The sequence below is a fragment of the Kluyvera sp. genome, assembly GCF_047971185.1.
Classification (GTDB): domain Bacteria; phylum Pseudomonadota; class Gammaproteobacteria; order Enterobacterales; family Enterobacteriaceae; genus Kluyvera.
Map to the genome: position 1 here is coordinate 61,443 of NZ_JBKDZH010000044.1, position 21,861 is coordinate 83,303.

The window sequence follows — 21,861 nt, forward strand, 5'->3', positions numbered from 1 at the left end:
CGTTTCGCGCCTTTCCTGATAAAAAATTAACGGAAATTGCCGATGACTCTGGTACTTACCTCAAGTACAAGAGAGTTAACTCATGGATAAAAAGTCTGCGCCGAGCCGGGCGCAAAAGATCGGTTTTTTACACCATATTCGCCTGGTGCCGTTTTTTGGCTCCGTGTTCGGCGGTATTTTACTGCTCTTTGCTCTCAGCTCAGGGCTGGCTGGCTATTTTATGTGGCAAGCCGATAACGACCAGCGAGACGTCACCCATGAACTGCAGGTGCGGGTGGGGCTTTCCGATAGTGCCAACTATCTGCGCGAAGCGCGTTTAATGATGATTCACGCCGGGGCAGACAGTCGCATCGCCGAAATGGAGAGCATGAAGAAAAACCTCGCCGCGGCGGCGAACTGGATCACGCGTTCTCAGGATGGCTATAAAGTTTACACCGATCGTGGCGTGAAAACGTCCGCCGACCAGGCGCTGGATGGCGAAATGAATCAGCGCTATAACGCCTATCTGGAAGGGATGAAACCGATGCTGAAATATGCCCAGAACGGCATGTTTGAGGCGATCATCAACTATGAAAGCGAGCAGGCCCGCGCGCTGGACGATGCTTACAACGATGTGCGCCTGAAGGTTATTGATATCCGTACCGCCCGCGCCAACCAGCTGGCCGAGCTGGCCCACGATCGTACCCGCCTGGGTGTCATGTTTATGATTGGCGCGTTCATCCTGGCGCTGGTGATGACGGTGCTGACGTTCACGACCTTACGTCGCGTGGTGATTCAGCCGCTGCAGCGCGCCGGTACGCGCATTGCGCAGATCGCCAGCGGCGACCTGACCATGGCGGATGAGCCGGTGGGGCGCAGCGAAATTGGCCAACTCAACGGCAATCTCCAGAAAATGCAGCATGCGCTGGTGCAGACCGTCGGCACGGTACGCCAGGGTGCGGAAGAGATTTACCGGGGGACCAGCGAAATTTCAGTGGGTAACACCGACCTTTCTTCCCGTACGGAGCAGCAGGCCGCGGCGATTGAACAAACGGCCGCCAGTATGGAGCAGCTCACCGCCACGGTGAAACAGAACGCCGAAAACGCTCATCATGCCAGCAAGCTTGCGGAGGACGCCTCCGGTAAAGCCTCACGCGGCGGCCAGCTGGTTTCCGGGGTAGTGGCGACCATGGGCAGCATTTCCACCAGCTCGAAGAAAATCTCGGAAATTACCTCGGTCATTAACAGCATTGCCTTCCAGACCAATATTCTGGCACTGAACGCCGCGGTTGAAGCGGCTCGCGCGGGCGAGCAGGGGCGCGGGTTTGCGGTGGTGGCCAGTGAAGTACGCACGCTGGCAAGCCGCAGCGCTCAGGCGGCGAAAGAGATCGAAGGGTTGATCAGTGAGTCGGTCACTTTAATTGAGCGCGGCTCGGATGAAGTGGTGCGTGCAGGTTCGACGATGACCGATATCGTGGATGCGGTCAAACGCGTGACCGATATTATGCTGGAAATCGCGGCCGCCTCTGACGAACAAAATCGCGGGATTCAGCAGGTGAGCCAGGCGGTGACCGAGATGGATAACGTCACGCAGCAAAACGCCTCGCTGGTCGAGGAGGCTTCAGCGGCGGCGGCCTCGCTGGAAGAGCAGGCGGCACGTCTTACCGAAGCGGTGGGCGTGTTCCGTATTCAGCGCAGTGAAAATAGCGTATCGGAGAAGGCCAGCGTGAAAGCGGCGTTTACGCCGACGCGTCCGGCTGTCGCCACCGCGGGTGCGGATAACTGGGAAACGTTCTGATAAGTCAAAAAAGCCCCGTAGCCAAGGGCGGCTACGGGGAAGAGGATTACTGCGAATCCGGCAGGGCGTAAGCAATGATGTAGTCACCGCGATCCGGCGACTGGCGTGCGCCTCCGGCGTTAATCACGATGTACTGCTTACCGGTTTTCGGCGATACGTAGGTCATCGGGCCAGACTGGCTGCCCACCGGCAGGCGGTCTTTCCAGATCTCTTTCCCGGTCGCGGTATCAAACGCGCGCAGATAGAAGTCCTGAGTCCCCGCGAAGAACAGCAGGCCCGACTGCGTCGAGAGCGATGCGCCCAGCGTCGGCATGCCAATAGGAATCGGCATGTGCATACGGATGCCCAGCGGACCGGTATCTTCAACGGTACCCACCGGCACCTGCCACACAATTTTACCCGACTTCAGATCCACCGCGGACATGGTACCAAACGGCGGTTTCTGACACGGGATCCCCAGCGGCGACAGGAAGCGCTCGCGCATTGCGCCGTACGGCGTACCGTCCATCGGCACAATCCCCATCTCAATACCGCTGGCGTCTTTAGCGACGTTAGCGCGCGGCACCATATAGTTGGCGAGGCCCAGGCGCATATCGTTAACGAACATCAGGCTATTGTTCGGGTCAACCGACACGCTGCCCCAGTTCATACCGCCCAGTGAACCCGGATATTGCAGCGAACGATCGACGCCCGGCGGGGTAAAAATGCCCTGATGGCGCATCTCTTTAAACTGAATACGGCACAGCAGCAGGTCAACCGGGGTCGCGCCCCACATATCGGACTCTTTCAGCTGCTCGTTGCCGATCATCGGCATGCCGACGGAGTACGGCTGAGTCGGAGAGTAGCGTTCACCCTGTACGTTGCCGGCTGGAACCGGGCGCTCTTCAACTTTGGCGACCGGCTCGCCGGTTTCGCGGTTGAGCATGAAGATCATGCCTTGCTTGCTGGTCTGTACCAACACCGGGGTGGTGCTGCCTTTGCCGTCCGGTAAATCATACAGCAGCGGCTGTGAAGGCAGGTCGAAGTCCCACAGATCGTGGTGGGTGGTCTGATAGTGCCAGCGTACTTTACCGGTGGTGGCATCGACCGCGACGATGGAAGAGCTGTATTTATCGTCCAGCGCGGTACGTTCACCGGCCCAGAAGTCGGGGGTGGCGTTACCGGTTGGCAGGTTAATGAGGTTCAGCTTCGCATCATAAGACATTGCCGACCAGACGTTCGGCGTACCGCGCGTGTAGGTCTGGCCTTCCGGCGGCAGGCCGGTCAGGTTCGGGTTACCTGGATCCCACGCCCAGGCCAGCTTGCCGGTGCGTACGTCATAGGCGCGAACCACCCCCGGCGGTTCACCGGTGGAGAAGTTATCGGCGACGCGACCACCGACTACCACCACGTTACCAGCGACCAGCGGCGTTGAGGTTTGCTGGTAGTAGCCCGGTTTGATCTCGCCCATGCCGAGGCTCAGATCGACAACGCCATGGTCGCCGAAGTCTTCGCACAGCTTGCCGTTATCGGCATTAATGGCGAGCAGTCGCGCATCGGTGGTTGGCAGGAACAGGCGGCGTGGGCAGGCGGCGGGTTGCTCCGTGGTCTGCGGCGCGCTCAGCGCCTGGGTATCTTCAAAGTAGCCCAGCCCACGGCAGCGCTGCCAGTTTGGCGCGGTGGCTTTTGAATCATAGCGCCACTTCTCTTTCCCGGTATCGACGTCCAGTGCCAGCACTTTGCTGTACGGGGTGCAGACGAACAGCGTGTCGCCGACCTGCAGCGGCGTATTCTGATCTTCCGCGCCGGAACCGTTGCTCAGCGGAATATCGCCGGTGTGCGCGGTCCAGGCCACCTGCAGTTTATTGATATTCTGCTTGTTGATCTGATCCAGGGCGGCAAAGCGGTCACCGTGGGTGGTATTACCCCAGTGCTCCCAGTTTTTCTGCTCTTCACCGGCGGCAACCGGCTTCACCGGCACCGCTTCGGTGGCGGACACCAGCGTTTGCGGTTTAAACATGCCGCCGATGCTGGCCAGCAGGACGACGGCAATCACCGCCGCGAGGCTAAACGCCGGGCCTTTTTTCGTCGGCTGAGCGGGCGACATAAACGGCCATACCAGCGCGCAAAGGAACGCCAGCACGCCAAAGGCGAACAGGCGCGAGAACAGCGGCCAGAAATCCCAGCCTGCGTCATTGATGGACCAGACGATGGCGACAATAAACGCCAGCGCGTACAGCACAATCCCGCCGCGGCGGTGGCGGGCGATCAGAATGGCACACACCACCATCACCAGCCCCATCAGGGCAAAGAACCAGGTGCCGCCCACGGCGGCAAGTTTTGCCCCCAGCGCGCCAATCGCCAGACCGATGATCGCCATCAGTCCAATAAGAAGCCACTGCAGGATCCGGGGAAATCCTCGCGGCACGTTGCCAGTAGACATACTGTTCTCCTTTCGACAGCCGAAAATGCACACGACTGAACCATATGGCTCAATGTTGTCGTGCTGGTGTTTTGAGTGAAATTACTATTTGTTTCTAATTGGGGTATTTAGTTCACAAATGGAACCATCTGTGAACCATTTGGTTAACTTATGGCTATGATAGATCTGTTAAATTGCATTGCGCAATTGTTAATGAATAATTTCGCATTATTTGCGTATCGGTGTTGTGTGCGTTGCCAGTAGAGTGTGTAAACAGAGGGGCACCTGTGGATGGGTAGCTGAGAGATGGGGTAAACCAGGCGGCATGTGGCGTTGCAGGTCGAGTTTAATTCTGAATTTTTCTGATGTAATATGCTATGATAGAGAATCGGGGTAAAATAACAAACACCTCTTTTGACTTTTGGGGAATGTAGATGGCGTGTGGCTTTTTATCGAACTCTGTAAATAACAATAACAAAAGCGCTTGCACTATATTTCTGGAATAAACATCATGATGGCCATCAATAATTTATCCAAATGGTTTTGTAAGACGTTATACCGCACGACGCACCGACAGCAGTACCAGCACAATAAAAATCTGTGGCCGTTTTTTAAAGTGGTGAGAAACGCATCGGGTGGTATTGAAAACGTTTTCTTTAAAAATAAGCCGATCAACACCGCAGTTCTTGATAAGCAACGAAGAAGTAAACCTCTGCTTATTATGGCCACCGGGCCGTCCATCAATCACATCGACATGCGTTTTTTTAATGATTCATTGGATTACTTTGGCGTTAACGGCGCATCATCAATGGAACACATTGATTTTAAATGGTATGCCATCACGGACAGAAACTTCGTTCTGCGCCGATTGTCGCTTGTCAAAGCGTTAGTAGCGCAAGAAGATCTCACGCTTTTTTGCCCATACACCACGCTGGAAACTATTTTTACCAATATCGAATGGCGGCACATACGCTGCCGGTTTAAAGTTTTTGAAGCAGCGTCAGGTGCCTGTGTCTACAAATTCCTTGCGGCAAAAGAGCCTGTTGTGGTTAATGATGAACATTATCACTGGCTGGATGGCGCTGGTTTTTCGGATAACATTGAGCGTGTATTATTTGATTGCGGAACAGTGGTTTATCCCGCGTTACAGATTGCCTGCGCGTTAGGCTATCGGCAAATATATATCGCAGGGCTGGATATGAATAATTTTAACCAGCCGCGTTTTTATGAAACGGCTGACGATAAATTAGGCACACAGCTTGACCGTGATTTTGCCCAAATTAGCCACTCTTTTTATGCGGCACAGTCCTATTGTGAACTCAATAACATCCAGGTTGTGAATTTATCGCCAGACAGCGCCATCGACGCCTTTCCTAAACTCTCATGGGAGCAGGTTGCCAGACGAGCCAGCTAGGGCGCACCGTGGCCCTGACGGGCCACAGCAGCATCATCAGGAAGGCATCGACTTACGCACGGCGCTCAGCAGCGTCTGGGCGCCGGAAGAGAGCGGCGTATCCACGCGGGTGAGAATGCCAATTGGCTCGCCCTGGCCTTGCGTGGCAATCGGCAGCGCGGTGAGGGTGCCGCGGCGTAAATCGTCTTTCACCGCGCCGGAAGGCACGAACCAGACGTAGTTGTAGTCCACCGTCAGCTGGCGCGACAGCGACGCAGAAAGCGTTTCTATGCAACCCGCCGGCATCTTGCAGCCCTGACTTTGCAGCAGCGTTTCGGCGTTCTGCCGCGGTACTGTACCTTTTGGTGAAACGACCACCGGCCACTCCAGCACGCGGCTCAGGGTGATATTTTCATGCAGAATAGGGTGGTCTGGCCGCACGACCAGCTTTAACGACTCGAGAAAAAGCAGCTCATAGTTCAGCCCGGTCATCAGTTCCGGGTCAGACATCCGCCCAATGCCAAGATCGATATCTCCGGACTTCAGCGCGGCCAGCAGCATGGTGTTATTCATGGTGGCGACCTGAAGCGTGACGTCTTTTTGCTGCTGATGAAACTGGCCGATCACCGCCGGGAGCACGCCCAGCGCAGCGGTAGGCAGCGCGCCAATGCGCACCACATCATTGTTAACACCTTCTTTACGAACCAGCGCCTGCCCGGCGGTATTCAGAGCGTCGAGCACCTTCACCGCATGGGTTAAAAACTGTTCGCCAACAAGGGTCAACTGCGCACCCAGACGGCCACGCTCAAAGAGCCGCGTGCCGGTGAGCTGTTCCAGTTCATTCAGCGTCTTAGAGAGTGCTGGCTGGCTGAGATTAAGGGTTTCAGCCGCGCGCCCCAATGTTCCTTGCTGGGCGACGGCCACGAAAGTGTGCAGATGGCGCAGACGAATGCGCTGACTAAAGAGAGCGTTTTTTTCCATAAGCGATGTTAAAAACAGAGCAGCATGGGTGACAAGTGAAGTTGTTTAATTTTGATAACTTGCTAGCAAATTATTATTAACATTTGTGCAGTTTAACAGACAAGCAATTTATTGCACAACAAAACTAACCCGGCGTTGCGATGCTCGGCCGGGTTAAGTAAGAGGCAGTGGCGAAAGACGCCGGAAAGGTCACCGTTTACACGTCAAAAAATACGGTTTCCTTCTCCCCCTGCAGATAAATATCAAAGTGATACACCGTCTCGTTGCCGCGCGTTTCTTTTCGGGCAATCAGCGTCTGGCGGCGAACTTCCCACTCGATCAGGTTCAGCACCGGATCCTTAGCGTTAGCTTCCTGTTCGTCAGAGAAGTACATGCGGGTGTTCAGGCCGATGTTAATACCGCGTGCGACGATCCACAGATTGACGTGGGGAGCCATCAGGCGTCCATCGCGCCCGACGGCTTGCCCTGGCTTAATGGTATCGAAGCGCCAGACGCCGCTGTCGAAGTTGGAGCAGGCGCGGCCCCAGCCGCGAAAATCGGCATCGAGCGATTTGCCTTCCTGCTGGTCGGCGGGGTGGTTGTAGCGCCCGTCGGCGTTGGCCTGCCAGAGCTCAATCAGCACGTCGCGCACCGGCGTACCTGAGCCGTCGAATACCCGGCCTTCAATCGCGATACGTTCACCCGGCGTATGGCTGTTCACCAGCGTCGGGCCAAAATTCTTCTCAAAAATATGAAAACCTGCGGCATCCGGCGCGAGCCCGATGTGCACGTATGGCCCGGCGGTTTGCGATGCGGTTTCAGGTAAGTAATCTTTCATCGTGCAGCCCCCTGCGTGCGGTTTTCAAACAGCGTGGCGCGCTGGCCGCGCAGCACCAGATCAAAACGATACGCCAGACAGTCAAGCGGTACGGCGGCATGGGTGTCCAGCTCGGCAATCAGCGTGCGTACCGCATCATCGTTATTGATGGTTTTAACGATAGGGCACTGTTTGATCAGCGGATCGCCTTCAAAGTACATCTGCGTAATCAGGCGCTGGGCAAAGGCTTCGCCAAAAATAGAGAAGTGAATGTGCGATGGGCGCCAGTCGCTAACCTGGTTGCGCCACGGGTAGGGACCGGGCTTGATGGTACGGAAGAAGTAGTAGCCGTTTTCATCGGTCATTACGCGGCCACAGCCGCCGAAGTTGGGGTCGATTGGCGCCAGGTACTGATCTTTTTTATGCCGGTAGCGGCCGCCTGCGTTGGCCTGCCACACTTCAACCAGCGTATTTTTCAACGGGCGGCCAAAGCCATCGCGCACGTAGCCGTGAACGATAATACGCTCACCAATCGGTAGGCCATCTTTGGCATAGTTCAGAATCAGGTCGTTATCCAGCGGGCCAATATCCTGCTGGGAAAAGACCGGGCCGGTGATTTCCGACAGCGAGTTTTGCAATGAGATAAGGGCGTTACGCGGCGAGCGCAGCACGCTGGTTTTGTAACCTGGCGCGAAGGCCGGTGGGTGATTGTTATAATCCCGGTGAATCACTTCTTGCGGTGACCATTTTGTGCTCATAGGTGGCTCCGTGTAGGGTATTTTATTATTGCCGTACACAGTGTGTGTAAATGTATTGTTAATTAATAGTGAATTTAAGGTGTATTTTAAATAACCTGTGGTTATGTAACCGCCGGGATTCACCGTGAAATCAACTCAGTCGCCGGGATCACACTTTGTAAATTCTTACTCCCATGGCGTCATACGCTTACCTACACTGCAACTATAGGCACAGGAGGCGAGAAAACATGGCGCACACCCTTTCAGCAGATGATATTCGGGAAGAGTTTTCACAAGCAATGTCGGCAATGTACCAGCAGGAAGTGCCGCAATATGGCACGTTGTTAGCGCTTGTTGCTGATGTGAATCTGGCGGTGCTGGAAAATAATGCGCGCTTACACGAACAGCTGGCGAATGCCGATGAGCTGGCGCGCCTTAACGTAGAGCGTCACGGGGCGATACGGGTGGGAACGGCAGAAGAACTGGCGACGCTGCGCCGGATGTTTGCCATTATGGGGATGCAGCCGGTCGGCTATTACGATCTTTCGGTAGCCGGCGTGCCGGTACATTCCACGGCGTTTCGTCCGGTGGATGATGCCGCATTACAGCGTAATCCGTTTCGTATCTTTACGTCGCTGCTGCGCCTGGAGCTGATTGACGATCCCGCGCTGCGTGATAAAGCGGCGAAAATCCTCTCCCGACGCGATATTTTCACGCCGCGCTGTCGCGCGCTGATGAATCTCCATGATGAGCAAGGCGGTTTTAACAGCACGCAGGGGCAGGAGTTTGTCCGCGAGGCGCTGGAGACCTTCCGCTGGCACCGGCACACGACGGTAGATAAAGAAACCTACGAGGCGCTAAACCGCCAGCATCGGCTGATTGCCGACGTGGTGTGTTTCCCGGGCTGCCATATTAACCATCTGACGCCGCGCACGCTCGATATCGATCAGGTACAGTCGCTGATGGCGAAATACGGGATCGATCCAAAAGCGGTGATTGAAGGGCCACCGCGCCGCGCGGTGCCGCTACTGCTGCGGCAGACCAGCTTTAAGGCGCTGGAAGAGCCGGTGGCGTTTGCCGGTGATACTCAGGGGACGCACACCGCGCGATTTGGCGAAATAGAGCAGCGCGGCGCGGCGTTAACGCCGAAAGGGCGTGCGCTATATGACCAGTTGTTAAGTGAAGCGGGCGTGGGTAAAGACAACCTCAGCCATCAGCAACATCTTCAGGCGGTGTTCAAAGCCTTGCCGGACAGCGAATTTCTCCTGCGTCAGCAGGGGCTGGCCTGGTTCCGCTATCGTCTGACGCCGAGCGGTGATGCCCACCGTCAGGCGATTCGTCCCGGCGACGACCCGCAGCCCTTTATCGAACGCGGCTGGATAACCGCTCAGCCGATCACCTATGAAGATTTTCTGCCGGTCAGCGCCGCCGGGATTTTTCAGTCCAATCTCGGTGGCGATGCCCAGACCCGCAGCCACGGCAACGCCAGCCGTAGCGCCTTTGAAGCGGCGCTGGGGCGGCCGGTTCTGGATGAGTTCAGCCTGTATGAAGAGGCGGAGGTGCGCAGCAAACGCCGTTGCGGTTTGCTCTGAAACGGTTAATCTGCAAAGGAATCAATAAAAAGGATGAATACCGATGCAGAATGCCTCAACGCGCGTAGAGACCTTACATGGGTCGTTGTCAGGACGAGTGGATGAGGATATCCATCTGTGGTGCGGCATTCCCTATGCCGCACCGCCCGTGGGCTCATGGCGCTGGCGCGCGCCGCAGCCGGTCACGCCGTGGCAGGGCGTTCGCCCGGCCGACACCTTTTCAGCCTCCAGCTGGCAAAACAGCGAATACTGTCAGGAACTGGGCGGCGGCGATCCGGGGCGCTTCTCGGAAGATTGCCTGTATCTCAACGTCTGGTCACCCGCGCAACGCGACGAACCGCTGCCGGTGATGGTCTGGCTGCACGGTGGCGGTTTTACCATCGGCGCGGGCGGGCTGCCGCCGTATGATGGCAAGGCGCTGGCGCGTCGCGGCGTGGTGGTGGTGACGCTCAACTATCGGCTTGGCCACCTGGGATTCTTTGCCCATCCGGCGCTGGAGGGGGAAGACGGCGAGCGGCTGTATAACTTTGGCCTGATGGATCAAATCGCCGCGCTGCGCTGGGTGCAGGATAACATTGCCGCCTTCGGCGGGGATCGTGACAACGTCACGTTGTTCGGCGAATCCGCCGGCGCGCGCAGCGTGCTGTCGCTGATGGCTTCGCCCCGGGCGAAAGGGCTGTTCCATAAAGCCATTATCCAGAGCGGCTACACCTTACCCGATATGCCGCGAGAAACGGCGCTGGCGCGCGGGGAACGCTTAGCCGAGCACTTCAATCTTCCCAATGCTTCTGCCGACATGCTGCGTGAAATACCGGCTGAGGCGTTCTGGCCATTGACTGCCCCGCACAATCTGGGCCCCGCGCCGATCGCCGGTGATGCGGTACTGCCGCAGCCAATGCTCGACGTGTTCTTTGCTGCCAGACAGCACGCAATGCCGGTGCTCGTCGGTTCTAACAGTGATGAAGCCAGCGTGATGGCGGTGTTCGGCGTGGATTTAGCCGGCGAAATCCAGAAGCTGCGCCGGGAACGTCGGTTGGGGCTGGGCTTAATCCGGCTGCTGTATCCTGGCGTGAAGGGCGATGAAGAACTGGGCCGTCAGGTGTGCCGCGACATGGCGTTTACCACATTGGGCTACGTGGTGATGCAGGCGCAGCAGCGGCTGAATCAACCGTGCTGGCGCTACTGGTTCGACTACGTCGCCGAAGCGGAGCACCACACCTATCCGCACGGCGCGTGGCATGGTAATGAAGTGCCTTACGTTTTCGATACGCTGGGTAACATTCCGCCATCCTGCGATTATGCCACCTCCCATGACCTGAATTTTGCCGCTCAGGTGGCCGACTACTGGGTAAACTTTGCCCGTCACGCCAGCGCGGCGCATACAACGCTGACCGGCCCGGTGCGCTGGCCTGCCTCGGTGCGCGGCCGCGACCGTTTGCTGCGTATAGGGCTGGATAAACAGGTTGGATTCCGCGTAGAAAACCGCTTTATGCGCGCGCGGCTGGCGCTGTTTAAGCGCGTGATGAAACACCATGTGAGCCTGGATTAGCAGATTTTATTGCGCTAGCAATTGGATTATCAGTCAATTTTGTCTAGAGTGGGCGACAGTAACGCCGATATTTTTTGCAGCATTTCGACTATATAAAGGACGCTTTGCCAGGCATGAATCGCAGACATTTTCTAAAATCTTCAATGGCTGTCGCCGCCGTATGCGGGACTTCCGGTTTTGCATCGCTTTTCTCCCAGGCCGCGCTGGCGCAGGAGTCCGACATCGCCGATGGCCAGACGCGTCGCTTTGACTTTGGCGTGCTGCAATCGATGGCCCACGATCTCTCCCGTCAACCGTGGAGCGGTGCGCCGCGTGCGCTGCCGGACACGCTGGCGAACCTGACGCCGCAGGCCTACAACAGCATTCAGTACGATGCGCAGCAGTCCCTGTGGAATAACGTGAAAGAGCGTCAGTTGGATGTGCAATTCTTCCACGTCGGCATGGGCTTCCGCCGCCGCGTGCGCATGTTCTCGCTCGACCCGGCCAGCCAGCAGGCGCGTGAAATTCACTTCCGCCCGGAGCTGTTCCAGTACCACGATGCGGGCGTCGACACCAAACAGCTGGAAGGGCAAAGCGACCTCGGTTTTGCCGGTTTCCGCGTGTTTAAAGCGCCGGAGCTGGCGCGTCGCGATATTGTCTCGTTCCTCGGCGCCAGCTACTTCCGCGCGGTCGACAGCACCTATCAATACGGCTTGTCGGCGCGCGGTCTGGCGATTGACACCTATACCGATTCGCTCGAAGAATTCCCGGACTTCACCTCGTTCTGGTTTGAAACCGCGAAACCGGGCGACACCACCTTTACCGTTTACGCGCTGCTCGATAGCGCCAGCGTAACCGGCGCCTATAAATTCGTGGTGCACTGTGAAAAAGCGCAGGTGATCATGGATGTGGAAAACCACATCTATGCGCGTAAAGATATCAAACAGCTGGGTATCGCGCCGATGACCAGTATGTTTAGCTGCGGCAACAACGAGCGCCGCGTCTGTGACACCATTCACCCGCAGATCCATGACTCCGACCGTCTGGCGATGTGGCTGGGCAACGGTGAGTGGATCTGTCGCCCGCTCAATAACCCGCAGAAGCTACAGTTCAACGCCTACCAGGATAAGAACCCGAAAGGTTTCGGCCTGTTGCAGCTGGATCGCGATTTTACGCACTATCAGGATGTGATGGGCTGGTACAACAAGCGCCCAAGCCTGTGGGTCGAGCCGCGTAATCAGTGGGGCAAAGGGGCGGTGAGCCTGATGGAGATCCCGACGACCGGCGAAACCCTGGATAACATCGTCTGCTTCTGGCAGCCGGAAAAGCCGATGAAGGCGGGCGAGCAGCTGAACTTCAGCTATCGCCTCTACTGGAGCGCGATGCCGCCGGTCCGTTCACCGCTGGCGCGCGTGCTGGCGACCCGCACCGGTATGGGCAGCTTCCCGGAAGGCTGGGCGCCGGGCGAACACTACCCGGAAAAATGGTCCCGTCGCTTTGCTATCGACTTTGTCGGCGGTGATTTGAAAGCGGCCGCGCCGAAGGGGATTGAACCGGTGATCACGCTGTCCAGCGGGGAAGCCAAACAGGTTGAGATTCTTTACGTTGAACCGTTTGACGGCTACCGTATTCTGTTCGACTGGTACCCAACGTCGGACTCTACCGAACCGGTGGATATGCGCCTGTTCCTGCGCTGCCGCGGAGATGCCATCAGCGAAACCTGGCTGTATCAGTACTTCCCGCCGGCGCCGGATAAACGTCAGTATGTTGACGACCGCATAATGAAGTAACCGAGACCAGACCCGGCTGACTCATGCGACGCCGGGTTTTCTTTTAGACTGAGAACCTACACATGACCCGCGTTGAAACGATCGTCGCTTCCGACATCATCACCCTTGAGGCCGTTAATGAGTCGCACGTTGCCGAGCTGCACCAGATGGTGCTACGCAACCGTGACTGGCTACAGCAGACGCTCAACTGGCCGCAGTTTGTGAAAAGTGAGCAGGATACGCGTCAAAACGTGCAGGGCAACATGATGCTGCACCAGCGCGGTATTGCCAAAATGTTCCTGATTTTTGTCGAGGGCAACCTGTTGGGCGTGCTCTCGTTTAACCAGATTGAGCCGTCGAACAAAACGGGCTATATCGGCTACTGGCTGGATGAGTCCGCGCAGGGGAAGGGCATTTTGTCCGCGTCGTTGCAGGCGTTTATCCGCTACTACGCTGACGCTGGGGAAGTTCGTCGCTTCGTGATCAAGTGTCGGGTGGATAATCTACGCAGCAACCAGGTGGCGCAGCGCAACGGTTTCCAGCTGGAAGGCTGCCTGCGCCAGGCAGAATTTCTGAACGACGTGTTTCACGATCAGAATATCTACGCGCGAATTGTCGATAAAAAGCCGTCATAGCGCGCCGAACAGCGGAGTGCGGGTAATGTGCTGCGCGCCGGTTATCGCCTTACGTCCGCGCAGGTGAATAGCATCACCGGGCAGCGCTTCCACCACCACGCTGTCGGTGATATCGATGTGATACTCGATCAGCACATCGCCTTCGATACGCGCATCGCCCTGAATCAGCACGTGATCGTCAAGCAGAATTGGCCCGCCGCGCAGCCGCGCGTTGCCGCCCACCAGCACGTGATGCTTCAGCACGCAGTTGCCTTCGATCACCGCGTTTTCCGCCACCTGTGAACTGTAGCGTAGGGTGGGAATATCGTCTTCACCGCGCCCGGCGATGATGCGCGCATTGCCGTAGACTCTGGCGCAGTCGCAGACCCAGATATTGTTTTCCTCATTGCCTTCCAGCTGCGCGTTGTCGTAAATCTCCGCCCGATGCTCCACAAAGGCGTGGTTGAGCGTTGCGTCGCCGTAGATTTGCGCCTGATGCACCACCCGGCAGTCATTTAGCCGCGCGCGATCGTAGATTTGCAGCAGCCGCTCGCTGTCGGTGAGGCCTTTGGCCCCGACAATCTGGCAGCGTTCACCGATATAGGCATCGCCAAACAGGTGGCAATGACCGTGGACCCGCGCGTTATCAACGGTGACGTTATCGCTCAATCGCGCGCCGTAGCCTATCTGGCTGGCCAGTACCCGTGCGTTGCCGCCGATAATCGCCCGGTGGCTGATTTCGCAGGGCTGCATTAGCCGCGCGTTATCTTCTATCCTGGCCTCCGCGTAAACGAGGCTGTTGTCATCGTAAATCCAGCAGTTGCCGTCGTGGCTAAGCGCGCTTTCATCCTCGACCCAGCCGCCGGGGGTACCGGCTGTCACATCGGCAAAATCCCGTAGGGCAATAATCTGTCGCATGACGATGCTCTCGCGAGCGCCGGGTTCGCCAATCTGGACGCTGCGCGTGCTGTCGCTTAGACGGTATTTTTTCATGGTGGCCTCAGGCGATACTGATACAGTAAATGTAGCAAATCATCGCCAGAAACGCGGGACTACCGGCAATCTCTCTATACTTAGCCTGGCGCTAGCGCTGCGCAAAAGAATCATTTAAAATGCAACTTAACGAGTTTTGAATAAATAAACAAAATGAATAATAAAAGCGATGAGCCGCGGGTATTGAACTTACCGGCGGGCTATTTTGGCATGGTACTGGGAACCATCGGCATGGGCTTCGCCTGGCGCTATGCCAGCACTATCTGGCCGGTGAGCCATGCGATAGGCGAAGGGCTGGTGATGCTGGCGATCACCATGTGGGCGCTGCTGTCGCTGGCGTTCGTTATCCGGGCAATCCGTTTTCCGTATAGCGTCTGGCTGGAGATGCGTCACCCGATCGCCAGCAGTTTCGTGAGCTTATTTCCGGCGACCACCCTGCTGGTTTCCATCGGCGTAACGCCGTGGCTGCGGCCGCTGGCGCTGGCGCTGTTTATTATTGGCGTGGTGTTGCAGCTGAGCTATGCCGCGTGGCAAACGGCGGGGCTGTGGCGCGGCGAGCACCCGGCGGATGCCACCACGCCGGGGCTATATCTGCCCACCGTCGCTAACAATTTTATCAGCGCGATGGCCTGCGGCGCGCTCGGCTTTAACGATGCCGGGCTGGTGTTTCTGGGGGCGGGCGTGGTGTCATGGATCACGCTTGAGCCTGCTATTGTTCAACGTTTACGCAGCGGCGGCACGCTGTCGGTGCCGCTCCGTACCTCGCTCGGCATCCAGCTGGCGCCGGCGCTGGTAGCCTGTAACGCGTGGCTGAGCATTAACGGCGGGCATGGCGATGTGTTCGCGAAAATGCTGTTTGGCTACGGGCTGCTACAACTGCTGTTTATGCTACGACTGATGCCCTGGTACCTGAGCCAGGCGTTTAACGCCTCGTTCTGGAGCTTCTCGTTCGGTATTTCCGCGCTGGCCTCCACCGGCCTGCATCTTGGGCATGCCAGCGCATCGGGCTTTTTCCATAATCTGGCCGTACCGCTGTTTATATTCACCAATATCGTGATCGGCCTGCTGCTGATAAAAACGCTGCTGTTGCTGCTTCAGGGTAAACTTTTGACGCGTGCTGCACCGTCGACAATGATAAAACCGAAGGATGACCAATGACCATTCGTGATGAAAACTACTTTACCGACAAATACGGTCTGACCCGCACTCATTCCGAGGTGGTCCATGCGGCGACCATCGTCAAGCCGGGAAAAACCCTGGATCTGGGCTGCGGCAATGGGCGTAACAGCCTCTATCTGGCGGCAAACGGCTACGATGTTACCGCGTGGGATAAAAACCCGATGAGTATTCAGAATCTGCTGTCGGTCCGCGAAGCGGAAGGGCTGGAAAACCTGCAGGCATCGATTAAGGATCTCAATACGTTGAGCTTTGACGGCGAGTATGATTTTATCCTCTCTACCGTAGTGATGATGTTCCTTGAAGCGAGCACTATCCCGCGCCTGATCGACAACATGCAGCGTTGCACGCAGCCCGGCGGCTATAACCTGATTGTGGCGGCGATGGATACCGATGATTTCCCTTGCACGGTCGGTTTCCCGTTCGCCTTTAAGACGGGTGAACTGAAAAACTATTACGAGGGTTGGGAACTACTGAAATATAACGAAGACGTCGGCGAGTTACATCGTACCGATGAAAACGGCAATCGCATTAAATTACGCTTTGCGACGATGCTGGCACGTAAGAAATCATAACTTGCATTTATATAACGGGTGAAAGCCCGTTATGTGGTGAATATTTTTTGGCGAATAATGAGCGCGCCCCCATTTTTGTCGCGACAAACTCCTGATTCATTTGCTATAACTTACGGGCATCTGTGCATTTATCAGGGATTATTCTCATGCGTACTCAAGCGTTTTTCAAAGCGGCGGCCCTTGTGGGCGTTCTGGCATTAGCGGGCTGTGCATCGAAGACCACCACTCCCGAGCAGTATTCCGGCTTTTTAAAAGATTATTCTGGCCTGAAAGAAGCCACAACGGCGTCAGGAAAAACGGAACTGCGTTGGATCTCCCCGGATTATAAACCGGCTAACTATGCCAACGTTGTTTATAACCCGGTAACCTATTATCCGGTACCGAAGCCCACGACCCAGGTCGGGCAGAAAGCGCTGACCGATATTCTGAACTACACCAACATCGAGCTGAAGAAAGCCATCAGCGAGCGTAAACCGCTGGCAACCAAGGCTGGCCCGCACAGCCTGATCTTCCGCGGCGCGATTACTGCCGTTGACTCCAGCAAAGAAGGGTTGCAGTTCTACGAAGTGATTCCAATTGCGATGGTTGTTGCCGGCACTGAAGCCGCGACGGGCCACCGTACCATGAACACCAACCTGTACTTTGAGGCAGAACTGGTCGACGCCGCCACCAATAAGCCGGTGATCAAAGTGGTGCGTAAAGGGGAAGGCAAAGATCTGTCTAACTCTAACGCCCAGCTGACGCTGGATACATTGAAACAGGTTATTGATGATATGGCCATCGATGCGGTGAAATTCGACCTGTCGCAGAAATAAGTTCATATTAATTCCACAATTAATAAGGGGGCGAGTGCCCCCTTATTTTAATCAGGTACGCGCTTCTTTTAATAACTGCGCAATGGCCTGTTCCTGTTCGCTGTAATTCCCTTCACCAAAGAACGTATAGCGAAGCTGACCGCGCGCATCAAAAAGGTAGTGGGCCGGCCAGTACTGATTGCCAAAAGCGCGCCATATTTGATAATTATTGTCCGTGACCACCGGGTAGCTCAGCCGCCATTTTTTCACTGCGGCCGTTACCGCGGCCAAATTCTTCTCGTGCGGATATTCCGGCGTGTGTACGCCAATCACCTCCAGCCCCTGTGGACGATATTTTTCTGCCCATTCGCGGACATGCGGCAAGGTGTGCTGGCAGTTAATGCAGTCAAAAGTCCAGAAATCGACCAGCACGACTTTGCCTTTTAGCGTCTCGCGACTGAGTGGCACACTGTTGATCCACCCGGTCCCGCCAGTGAGCGGCGGCAGGGCGCTGTCGGCAACGGGCTGCAGTTTAACGGGCGTGGCGGGAACCCACGACACCAGATGCTGTTCCAACTGCTGGGAGAGCGTATTGGCCCCCTGAAGTACGCTGGTGACGCCCGAAGCAATGAGTATCACCGAGGCCAGCATAGCGACGCCGCCCAGCCGTTTTAACCGCTCAACTACGGCGGTTCTGGCGCGCAGCCAGCGCATCACCCGCTGACCGCCCAGCCACAGTAGCGCCAGCATCACGGCGCAGCCGCTGCCATAGGCGGCCAGCAAAACAGCGCTGGAAACGGTGTTTCCCTCAACGACCCCCAGACTAAGAATCGCCCCCAGCACCGGGCCTGCGCAGGGCGCCCAAAGCAGGCCGGTGGCAATCCCGGCCAATAGTGCCGACAGCAGCCCTTGACGACGCAGGCTGCGATCGTTGACCTGGTTACCGAGACGAACTGCCGGCGACGCCAGCCGCTGCGCTATCTGCGGTGAGATCAGCGACAGCGCCACCACGGTGAGAAACGCCAGCGCCAGCCAGCGGCCCACCACAGAAATCTGAGTGACCCACGCGCTGGCTGCGGTCACCAGCAGCGACAGCGCGGTAAACATCAGCACCATACCGCCGAGCAGCGCCGCCAGATGGCTTTTTTGCCCCTTCATGCTGGCGAACAAAAACGGGATGACCGGCAACGTGCAGGGGCTTAGCAGCGTGAGCATGCCCCCCCAGAAATGCGATGATAACGGCCATCAGGCACCTCCCAGCACGCGGCGCGGGCGATCGGCCGTCTGCGCGACGGTGACGGACGATTTAGCGAGAAGGGCGGCGCGCAGCGCCTGATTGTCTGCGGCGACGCAGGCTGCCGTTTGCAGCGTCGTCGCCACGGCCCCAAGGAAAAACTGACGGACTCTGGTCATAAATCACCTCATGTTGATAGCAGCCTGTCTTGCAGGCGGTGAGGTGATTTAAGCGCGCCGCTGTATAGGGCGTGTGTCGGCAACGGGCCGTTTTGTCAGGCTATTTATCCGTGTCTGTGCTGGATACATCTGGATACAAAGGCAGCCAGAGCCTGGCCTCCAGCCCGCCCTGCGGGCGGTTGCTCAGCGTTAAGCGGCCCTGTAAGCGGGCGGCAAGCTGGGAGGCAATGGCCAGCCCCAATCCGGTACCGCCGGTATGACGATTACGCGAGGTTTCCAGCCGATAAAAAGGCTGAAGCACGGCGTCCAGCTCCGCCGCCGGGATCCCCGGGCCGCTATCCAGCACGTCGATGGTCAGCCAGCGCTCGTCAACGGGGGTGATACGTAAGATCGCGTCGTTATTGCCATACTTCAGCGCATTGTCGACCAGGTTGGTGACGACCCGACGCAGGGCCTGGGGATAGGTCGTGAGTGGCGGCAGACTTGCCAGCGGCTGGAAGGTGACCGGGTGGCCGGTGTCCACGTAATCGCAGGCGAGGGTGTCGAGAAAGGCGTTGAGGTCGAGACGCAGATTCGCTTCCTGAACGTTTTCACTGCTGCGGGCGTAGGCAATACCTTCGCGCACCAGACGGGTCATAGCATCGAGATCCTGCATCATCTTTTCCTGCAGCGCCGGATCCTGCGCCATCTCCACCCGTAATTTCATACGCGTAATCGGCGTTTGCAGGTCGTGAGAAATGGCGGCGAGGATCTGCGTACGCTCCTGGAGGTAGTGCTGAACGCGCGCCTGCATGGCGTTAAAGGCACGCGCCGTTTGCTGGACTTCCCGCGGACCGCCTTCTTCCATTGGCTGCGGCGAGGTGTCTGCAGGTTCTAATGATTCGACGGCGCGGGTAAAGCGGGAGAGCGGGCGCACAACCTGACGCACCGCCAGCCATGCGCAAATCAGCAGCAGCAGCGGCTGGGCGACCAGAACAATCGGCAGCCAGCGCGCCAGCGCAGGAAGCTGCGGGCGAATATCAATGGTTAACGGCTGACCGTCGCTTAAGCGCAGATGCGCCTGCAGGTGCTCCCGTGGCCCGGGAATAGCGCTGAACGTTAGCGTATACCTGTCGTCCAGCGCGTCATGCAGCGTTCGCACAATGCTGCGCGAGCGCCAGCTGTCGGGCGGCGGCCCCGATTCACCGGCGTTGGTCAGATACTGATAATTACCGCGCGATAGCGTGGGTAACCAGGCGCTACGCTCGCTGGCGGGCAGCCTGTCGAGAATCGCCACGCTGGTGGCGACATCGTCGCTGAGGTTGTTGAGCATCACACTGCGGGCGCTGCTCATCCGTTCATAGAGCAGCACCGCCAGCGTCAGGCTATTGGCCAGCAGCAGCCCGCCCAGCACAATCAGCACTAACCGATATAGCAGCGTTTTTGGCCACAGCCTCATTCATGCAGTTCCCGCAGGGTGACCGGCATGGCCAGCACGTAGCCTTCGCTACGCACGGTCTTAATATAGGCCGGTTCACGCGCGTCATCGTTCAACCGCTGGCGCAGGCGGCTGACCAGCAGGTCTATTGACCGCTCAAACAGCTCGGCATCGCGGCCCTGGGTCAGGCTAAGCAACTGGTCGCGATTAAGCACGCGCTGGGGATGGTCGAGAAACACGCGCAGCAGGCGATACTCCGCGCCGCTGAGCGCCACCACCAGCCCCTCGTCGTCCAGCAAATGACGGGCGGCGGTATCCAGCTGCCAGCGGCCAAAGGCAATCAGCCGTCCAGCCTCGGTAATTTGCAAATTCGGCGGCAGGGCGCGGTAGCGGCGCAGAATGGCCTTAATGCGCGCCAGCAGTTCACGGGCGACAAACGGCTTAACCAGATAGTCGTCGGCGCCCATTTCCAGCCCCAGTATTCTGTCCGCATCGTCACCGCGCGCGGTCAGCATCAGTACGGGGATATTCTGCCGGTCGTTGCGCAGCTGGCGACACAGCGTCAGGCCGTCGTCGCCGGGCATCATGATGTCCAGTACTACCAGATCCACCTGATTACCGGCAAGGTAGCTGCGCATAGCCTTGCCGTTGCTGGCCCCCGTCGCCCGATAGCCTGATTTCAGCAGGTAGTCGACGACCAGCTCGCGAATGTCGTGGTCGTCATCCACCACCAGGATATTATCGATGTGTTCCATGTTGACTCCAGGTCCGGCCGGGGGCAGCCGCGGGGTTACAGTTTATCGGCGTCGATCACGGCTTTGGTGAAGTTAGCCGGATCTTCCTGCGGTGGGTTATGCCCCACGTTTGGGCCGAAGGTACGGTGTTCATATTTGCCGGTGAAGCGGGCGGCGTAGGTTTTCGGATCCGGGTGCGGCGCGCCGTTGTTGCCACCTTCAATGGTGATGGTCGGGACGGTAATGGCCGGCAGCGCGGCGAGCTTCTGCTCATATTTAGCATATTTCGCTTCACCTTTCTCCAGCCCTAAACGCCATCGGTAGTTGCTGATGGTCACCGCCACCTGATCCGGGTTGTCCAGCGATTTGGCGCTGGTGTTGAAGGTGTCATCGCTGAACTTCCAGCCCGGCGACGCCTGCTGCCAGATGAGCTTCGCAAAGTCGTGGGTGTTTTTGGCGTAGCCCGCCTTGCCGCGCGGAGTCGCGAAATAGAACTGATACCACCACTGCTGTTCCCCCTGCGGCGGCAGCGGCTGTTCGCCAATTTTCTGGCTGCTAATCAGATAGCCGCTGACCGACACCAGCGATTTCACCCGCTCCGGCCACAGCGCGGCGACGATATCCGCCGTGCGCGCGCCCCAGTCGAAACCGGCGAAATCGGCCTGTTTGATATGCAGCGCATCCATTAAGACAACGGCGTCAGACGCTAACGCGGACGGCTGGCCGTTGCGCGGCGTAGCGGCGGACAAGAATCGGGTGGTGCCGTAACCGCGCAGGCTCGGCACAATGACGCGGAACCCTTTACTGGCCAGCGCTGGCGCGACCTGGGCGTAGCTGTTGATATCGTACGGCCAGCCGTGCAGCAGGATGACCGGCTGGCCATCGCGCGGGCCAATATCGACGTAGCCGATATTCAGGTCGCCGGCGTTAATTTGGTGAACGGTTTTAAATTCGGCGGCGTAATCCGGCGCAGCCAGGGCCGGCAAGGCGGGTGCCAGCAGCACGCTGGCCAGCAACAGAATTTTGAAGCGAAATACCGGGGACGCTGAAACGTTCATAGATTTCTCCTGCACACACGAGGTTGTTGGCATCAAATCAAAAACGATAGCGAACGAAGTATAGTGGGCTATCGCGACCTGATAATAAAAACAAGCGGAAGTGTCGCGGATGT

The 21,861-nt window shown here is 57.5% G+C and carries 18 protein-coding genes and 1 pseudogene; 9 read left to right on the plus strand and 10 right to left on the minus strand.

The features are described 5' to 3' along the window. Positions 1-82 precede the first annotated feature (82 nt). Complete coding sequence (locus ACK5JN_RS12450; protein ID WP_416870466.1) at positions 83-1,777, plus strand: methyl-accepting chemotaxis protein; 1,695 nt, start codon at positions 83-85, stop codon at positions 1,775-1,777. Between the two features lie 46 nt (positions 1,778-1,823). On the opposite strand, the gene ACK5JN_RS12455 is transcribed toward ACK5JN_RS12450, so the two are convergent. Next, entirely contained in the window at positions 1,824-4,199 is a 2,376-nt protein-coding gene (locus ACK5JN_RS12455) for a glucose/quinate/shikimate family membrane-bound PQQ-dependent dehydrogenase (RefSeq protein ID WP_416870467.1), read from the minus strand. Positions 4,200-4,689: 490 nt separating this feature from the next. Here ACK5JN_RS12455 and ACK5JN_RS12460 point away from each other — a divergent pair, with 490 nt between their 5' ends. Next, positions 4,690-5,592, plus strand: coding sequence for a lipopolysaccharide core biosynthesis protein RfaZ (locus tag ACK5JN_RS12460; RefSeq protein ID WP_416870468.1), 903 nt, complete (start codon positions 4,690-4,692; stop codon positions 5,590-5,592). A 36-nt stretch (positions 5,593-5,628) separates the two neighbouring features. On the opposite strand, the gene ACK5JN_RS12465 is transcribed toward ACK5JN_RS12460, so the two are convergent. The 3 genes from ACK5JN_RS12465 to pcaH all read right to left on the minus strand — a co-directional run bounded on the left by ACK5JN_RS12465 (position 5,629) and on the right by pcaH (position 8,106). Further along, the gene (locus ACK5JN_RS12465; protein ID WP_416870469.1) at positions 5,629-6,552 is read right to left on the minus strand and encodes a LysR substrate-binding domain-containing protein; all 924 of its coding nucleotides are present in this window, start codon (positions 6,550-6,552) and stop codon (positions 5,629-5,631) included. A 196-nt stretch (positions 6,553-6,748) separates the two neighbouring features. Next, on the minus strand, positions 6,749-7,369 hold the full coding sequence (gene pcaG, locus ACK5JN_RS12470; protein ID WP_416870470.1) for a protocatechuate 3,4-dioxygenase subunit alpha: 621 nt from the start codon (positions 7,367-7,369) through the stop codon (positions 6,749-6,751). Continuing rightward, on the minus strand, positions 7,366-8,106 hold the full coding sequence (gene pcaH / locus ACK5JN_RS12475; protein WP_416870471.1) for a protocatechuate 3,4-dioxygenase subunit beta: 741 nt from the start codon (positions 8,104-8,106) through the stop codon (positions 7,366-7,368). The genes pcaG and pcaH overlap by 4 nt, the downstream gene beginning before the upstream one ends. A gap of 227 nt (positions 8,107-8,333) precedes the next feature. Between pcaH and ACK5JN_RS12480 the strand changes: the two genes are divergently transcribed. The 4 genes from ACK5JN_RS12480 (at position 8,334) to rimL (ending at position 13,609) form a co-directional block, all read left to right on the plus strand. After that, positions 8,334-9,677 carry a VOC family protein gene (locus ACK5JN_RS12480; protein WP_416870472.1) on the plus strand — a complete coding sequence of 448 codons (1,344 nt, stop codon included), beginning with the start codon at positions 8,334-8,336 and terminating at the stop codon, positions 9,675-9,677. Between the two features lie 43 nt (positions 9,678-9,720). Next, complete coding sequence (locus ACK5JN_RS12485) at positions 9,721-11,226, plus strand: carboxylesterase/lipase family protein (protein ID WP_416870473.1); 1,506 nt, start codon at positions 9,721-9,723, stop codon at positions 11,224-11,226. Between the two features lie 113 nt (positions 11,227-11,339). Beyond that, positions 11,340-12,995, plus strand: coding sequence for a glucan biosynthesis protein D (locus tag ACK5JN_RS12490; protein ID WP_416870474.1), 1,656 nt, complete (start codon positions 11,340-11,342; stop codon positions 12,993-12,995). Between the two features lie 62 nt (positions 12,996-13,057). Then, entirely contained in the window at positions 13,058-13,609 is a 552-nt protein-coding gene (rimL, locus tag ACK5JN_RS12495) for a 50S ribosomal protein L7/L12-serine acetyltransferase (RefSeq protein ID WP_416870475.1), read from the plus strand. On the opposite strand, the gene ydcK is transcribed toward rimL, so the two are convergent. Further along, entirely contained in the window at positions 13,604-14,581 is a 978-nt protein-coding gene (ydcK, locus tag ACK5JN_RS12500; RefSeq protein WP_416870476.1) for a YdcK family protein, read from the minus strand. The two genes, rimL and ydcK, sit on opposite strands and share 6 nt — an antisense overlap. A gap of 153 nt (positions 14,582-14,734) precedes the next feature. Between ydcK and tehA the strand changes: the two genes are divergently transcribed. The 3 genes from tehA to ACK5JN_RS12515 all read left to right on the plus strand — a co-directional run bounded on the left by tehA (position 14,735) and on the right by ACK5JN_RS12515 (position 17,147). Beyond that, on the plus strand, positions 14,735-15,739 hold the full coding sequence (tehA, locus tag ACK5JN_RS12505) for a dicarboxylate transporter/tellurite-resistance protein TehA (protein WP_416870477.1): 1,005 nt from the start codon (positions 14,735-14,737) through the stop codon (positions 15,737-15,739). Beyond that, positions 15,736-16,332, plus strand: a complete 597-nt coding sequence (gene tehB, locus ACK5JN_RS12510; protein WP_416870478.1) for a tellurite resistance methyltransferase TehB — start codon at positions 15,736-15,738, stop codon at positions 16,330-16,332. The genes tehA and tehB overlap by 4 nt, the downstream gene beginning before the upstream one ends. Before the next feature lie 146 nt (positions 16,333-16,478). Continuing rightward, positions 16,479-17,147: a DUF3313 domain-containing protein gene (locus ACK5JN_RS12515; RefSeq protein ID WP_416870479.1), complete on the plus strand. Its 669-nt coding sequence runs from the start codon at positions 16,479-16,481 to the stop codon at positions 17,145-17,147. Positions 17,148-17,198: 51 nt separating this feature from the next. On the opposite strand, the pseudogene ACK5JN_RS12520 reads toward ACK5JN_RS12515, so the two are convergent. The 5 genes and pseudogenes from ACK5JN_RS12520 to ACK5JN_RS12540 all read right to left on the minus strand — a co-directional run bounded on the left by ACK5JN_RS12520 (position 17,199) and on the right by ACK5JN_RS12540 (position 21,748). Further along, positions 17,199-18,372 (minus strand): annotated as a pseudogene (locus ACK5JN_RS12520) (cytochrome c biogenesis protein DipZ). Next, positions 18,372-18,539, minus strand: coding sequence for a hypothetical protein (locus tag ACK5JN_RS12525; RefSeq protein WP_416870480.1), 168 nt, complete (start codon positions 18,537-18,539; stop codon positions 18,372-18,374). Before ACK5JN_RS12525 ends, ACK5JN_RS12520 begins: the two are co-directional and overlap by 1 nt. Positions 18,540-18,639: 100 nt before the next feature. Next, positions 18,640-19,977 (minus strand): ATP-binding protein, encoded by a 1,338-nt coding sequence (locus ACK5JN_RS12530; protein ID WP_416870481.1) that lies wholly within the window; start codon positions 19,975-19,977, stop codon positions 18,640-18,642. After that, on the minus strand, positions 19,974-20,711 hold the full coding sequence (locus ACK5JN_RS12535; protein ID WP_416870482.1) for a response regulator: 738 nt from the start codon (positions 20,709-20,711) through the stop codon (positions 19,974-19,976). The genes ACK5JN_RS12530 and ACK5JN_RS12535 overlap by 4 nt, the downstream gene beginning before the upstream one ends. A gap of 35 nt (positions 20,712-20,746) precedes the next feature. After that, positions 20,747-21,748, minus strand: coding sequence for an alpha/beta fold hydrolase (locus ACK5JN_RS12540; RefSeq protein ID WP_416870483.1), 1,002 nt, complete (start codon positions 21,746-21,748; stop codon positions 20,747-20,749). Positions 21,749-21,861: the final 113 nt, after the last annotated feature.

Coding starts and splice junctions, on each gene's coding strand:
- ACK5JN_RS12450 (WP_416870466.1), top strand. CDS start 83: ATGGATAAAAAGTCTGCGCCGAGCCGGGCGCAAAAGATCGGTTTTTTA.
- ACK5JN_RS12455 (WP_416870467.1), bottom strand. CDS start 4,199: ATGTCTACTGGCAACGTGCCGCGAGGATTTCCCCGGATCCTGCAGTGG.
- ACK5JN_RS12460 (WP_416870468.1), top strand. CDS start 4,690: ATGATGGCCATCAATAATTTATCCAAATGGTTTTGTAAGACGTTATAC.
- ACK5JN_RS12465 (WP_416870469.1), bottom strand. CDS start 6,552: ATGGAAAAAAACGCTCTCTTTAGTCAGCGCATTCGTCTGCGCCATCTG.
- pcaG (WP_416870470.1), bottom strand. CDS start 7,369: ATGAAAGATTACTTACCTGAAACCGCATCGCAAACCGCCGGGCCATAC.
- pcaH (WP_416870471.1), bottom strand. CDS start 8,106: ATGAGCACAAAATGGTCACCGCAAGAAGTGATTCACCGGGATTATAAC.
- ACK5JN_RS12480 (WP_416870472.1), top strand. CDS start 8,334: ATGGCGCACACCCTTTCAGCAGATGATATTCGGGAAGAGTTTTCACAA.
- ACK5JN_RS12485 (WP_416870473.1), top strand. CDS start 9,721: ATGCAGAATGCCTCAACGCGCGTAGAGACCTTACATGGGTCGTTGTCA.
- ACK5JN_RS12490 (WP_416870474.1), top strand. CDS start 11,340: ATGAATCGCAGACATTTTCTAAAATCTTCAATGGCTGTCGCCGCCGTA.
- rimL (WP_416870475.1), top strand. CDS start 13,058: ATGACCCGCGTTGAAACGATCGTCGCTTCCGACATCATCACCCTTGAG.
- ydcK (WP_416870476.1), bottom strand. CDS start 14,581: ATGAAAAAATACCGTCTAAGCGACAGCACGCGCAGCGTCCAGATTGGC.
- tehA (WP_416870477.1), top strand. CDS start 14,735: ATGAATAATAAAAGCGATGAGCCGCGGGTATTGAACTTACCGGCGGGC.
- tehB (WP_416870478.1), top strand. CDS start 15,736: ATGACCATTCGTGATGAAAACTACTTTACCGACAAATACGGTCTGACC.
- ACK5JN_RS12515 (WP_416870479.1), top strand. CDS start 16,479: ATGCGTACTCAAGCGTTTTTCAAAGCGGCGGCCCTTGTGGGCGTTCTG.
- ACK5JN_RS12525 (WP_416870480.1), bottom strand. CDS start 18,539: ATGACCAGAGTCCGTCAGTTTTTCCTTGGGGCCGTGGCGACGACGCTG.
- ACK5JN_RS12530 (WP_416870481.1), bottom strand. CDS start 19,977: ATGAGGCTGTGGCCAAAAACGCTGCTATATCGGTTAGTGCTGATTGTG.
- ACK5JN_RS12535 (WP_416870482.1), bottom strand. CDS start 20,711: ATGGAACACATCGATAATATCCTGGTGGTGGATGACGACCACGACATT.
- ACK5JN_RS12540 (WP_416870483.1), bottom strand. CDS start 21,748: ATGAACGTTTCAGCGTCCCCGGTATTTCGCTTCAAAATTCTGTTGCTG.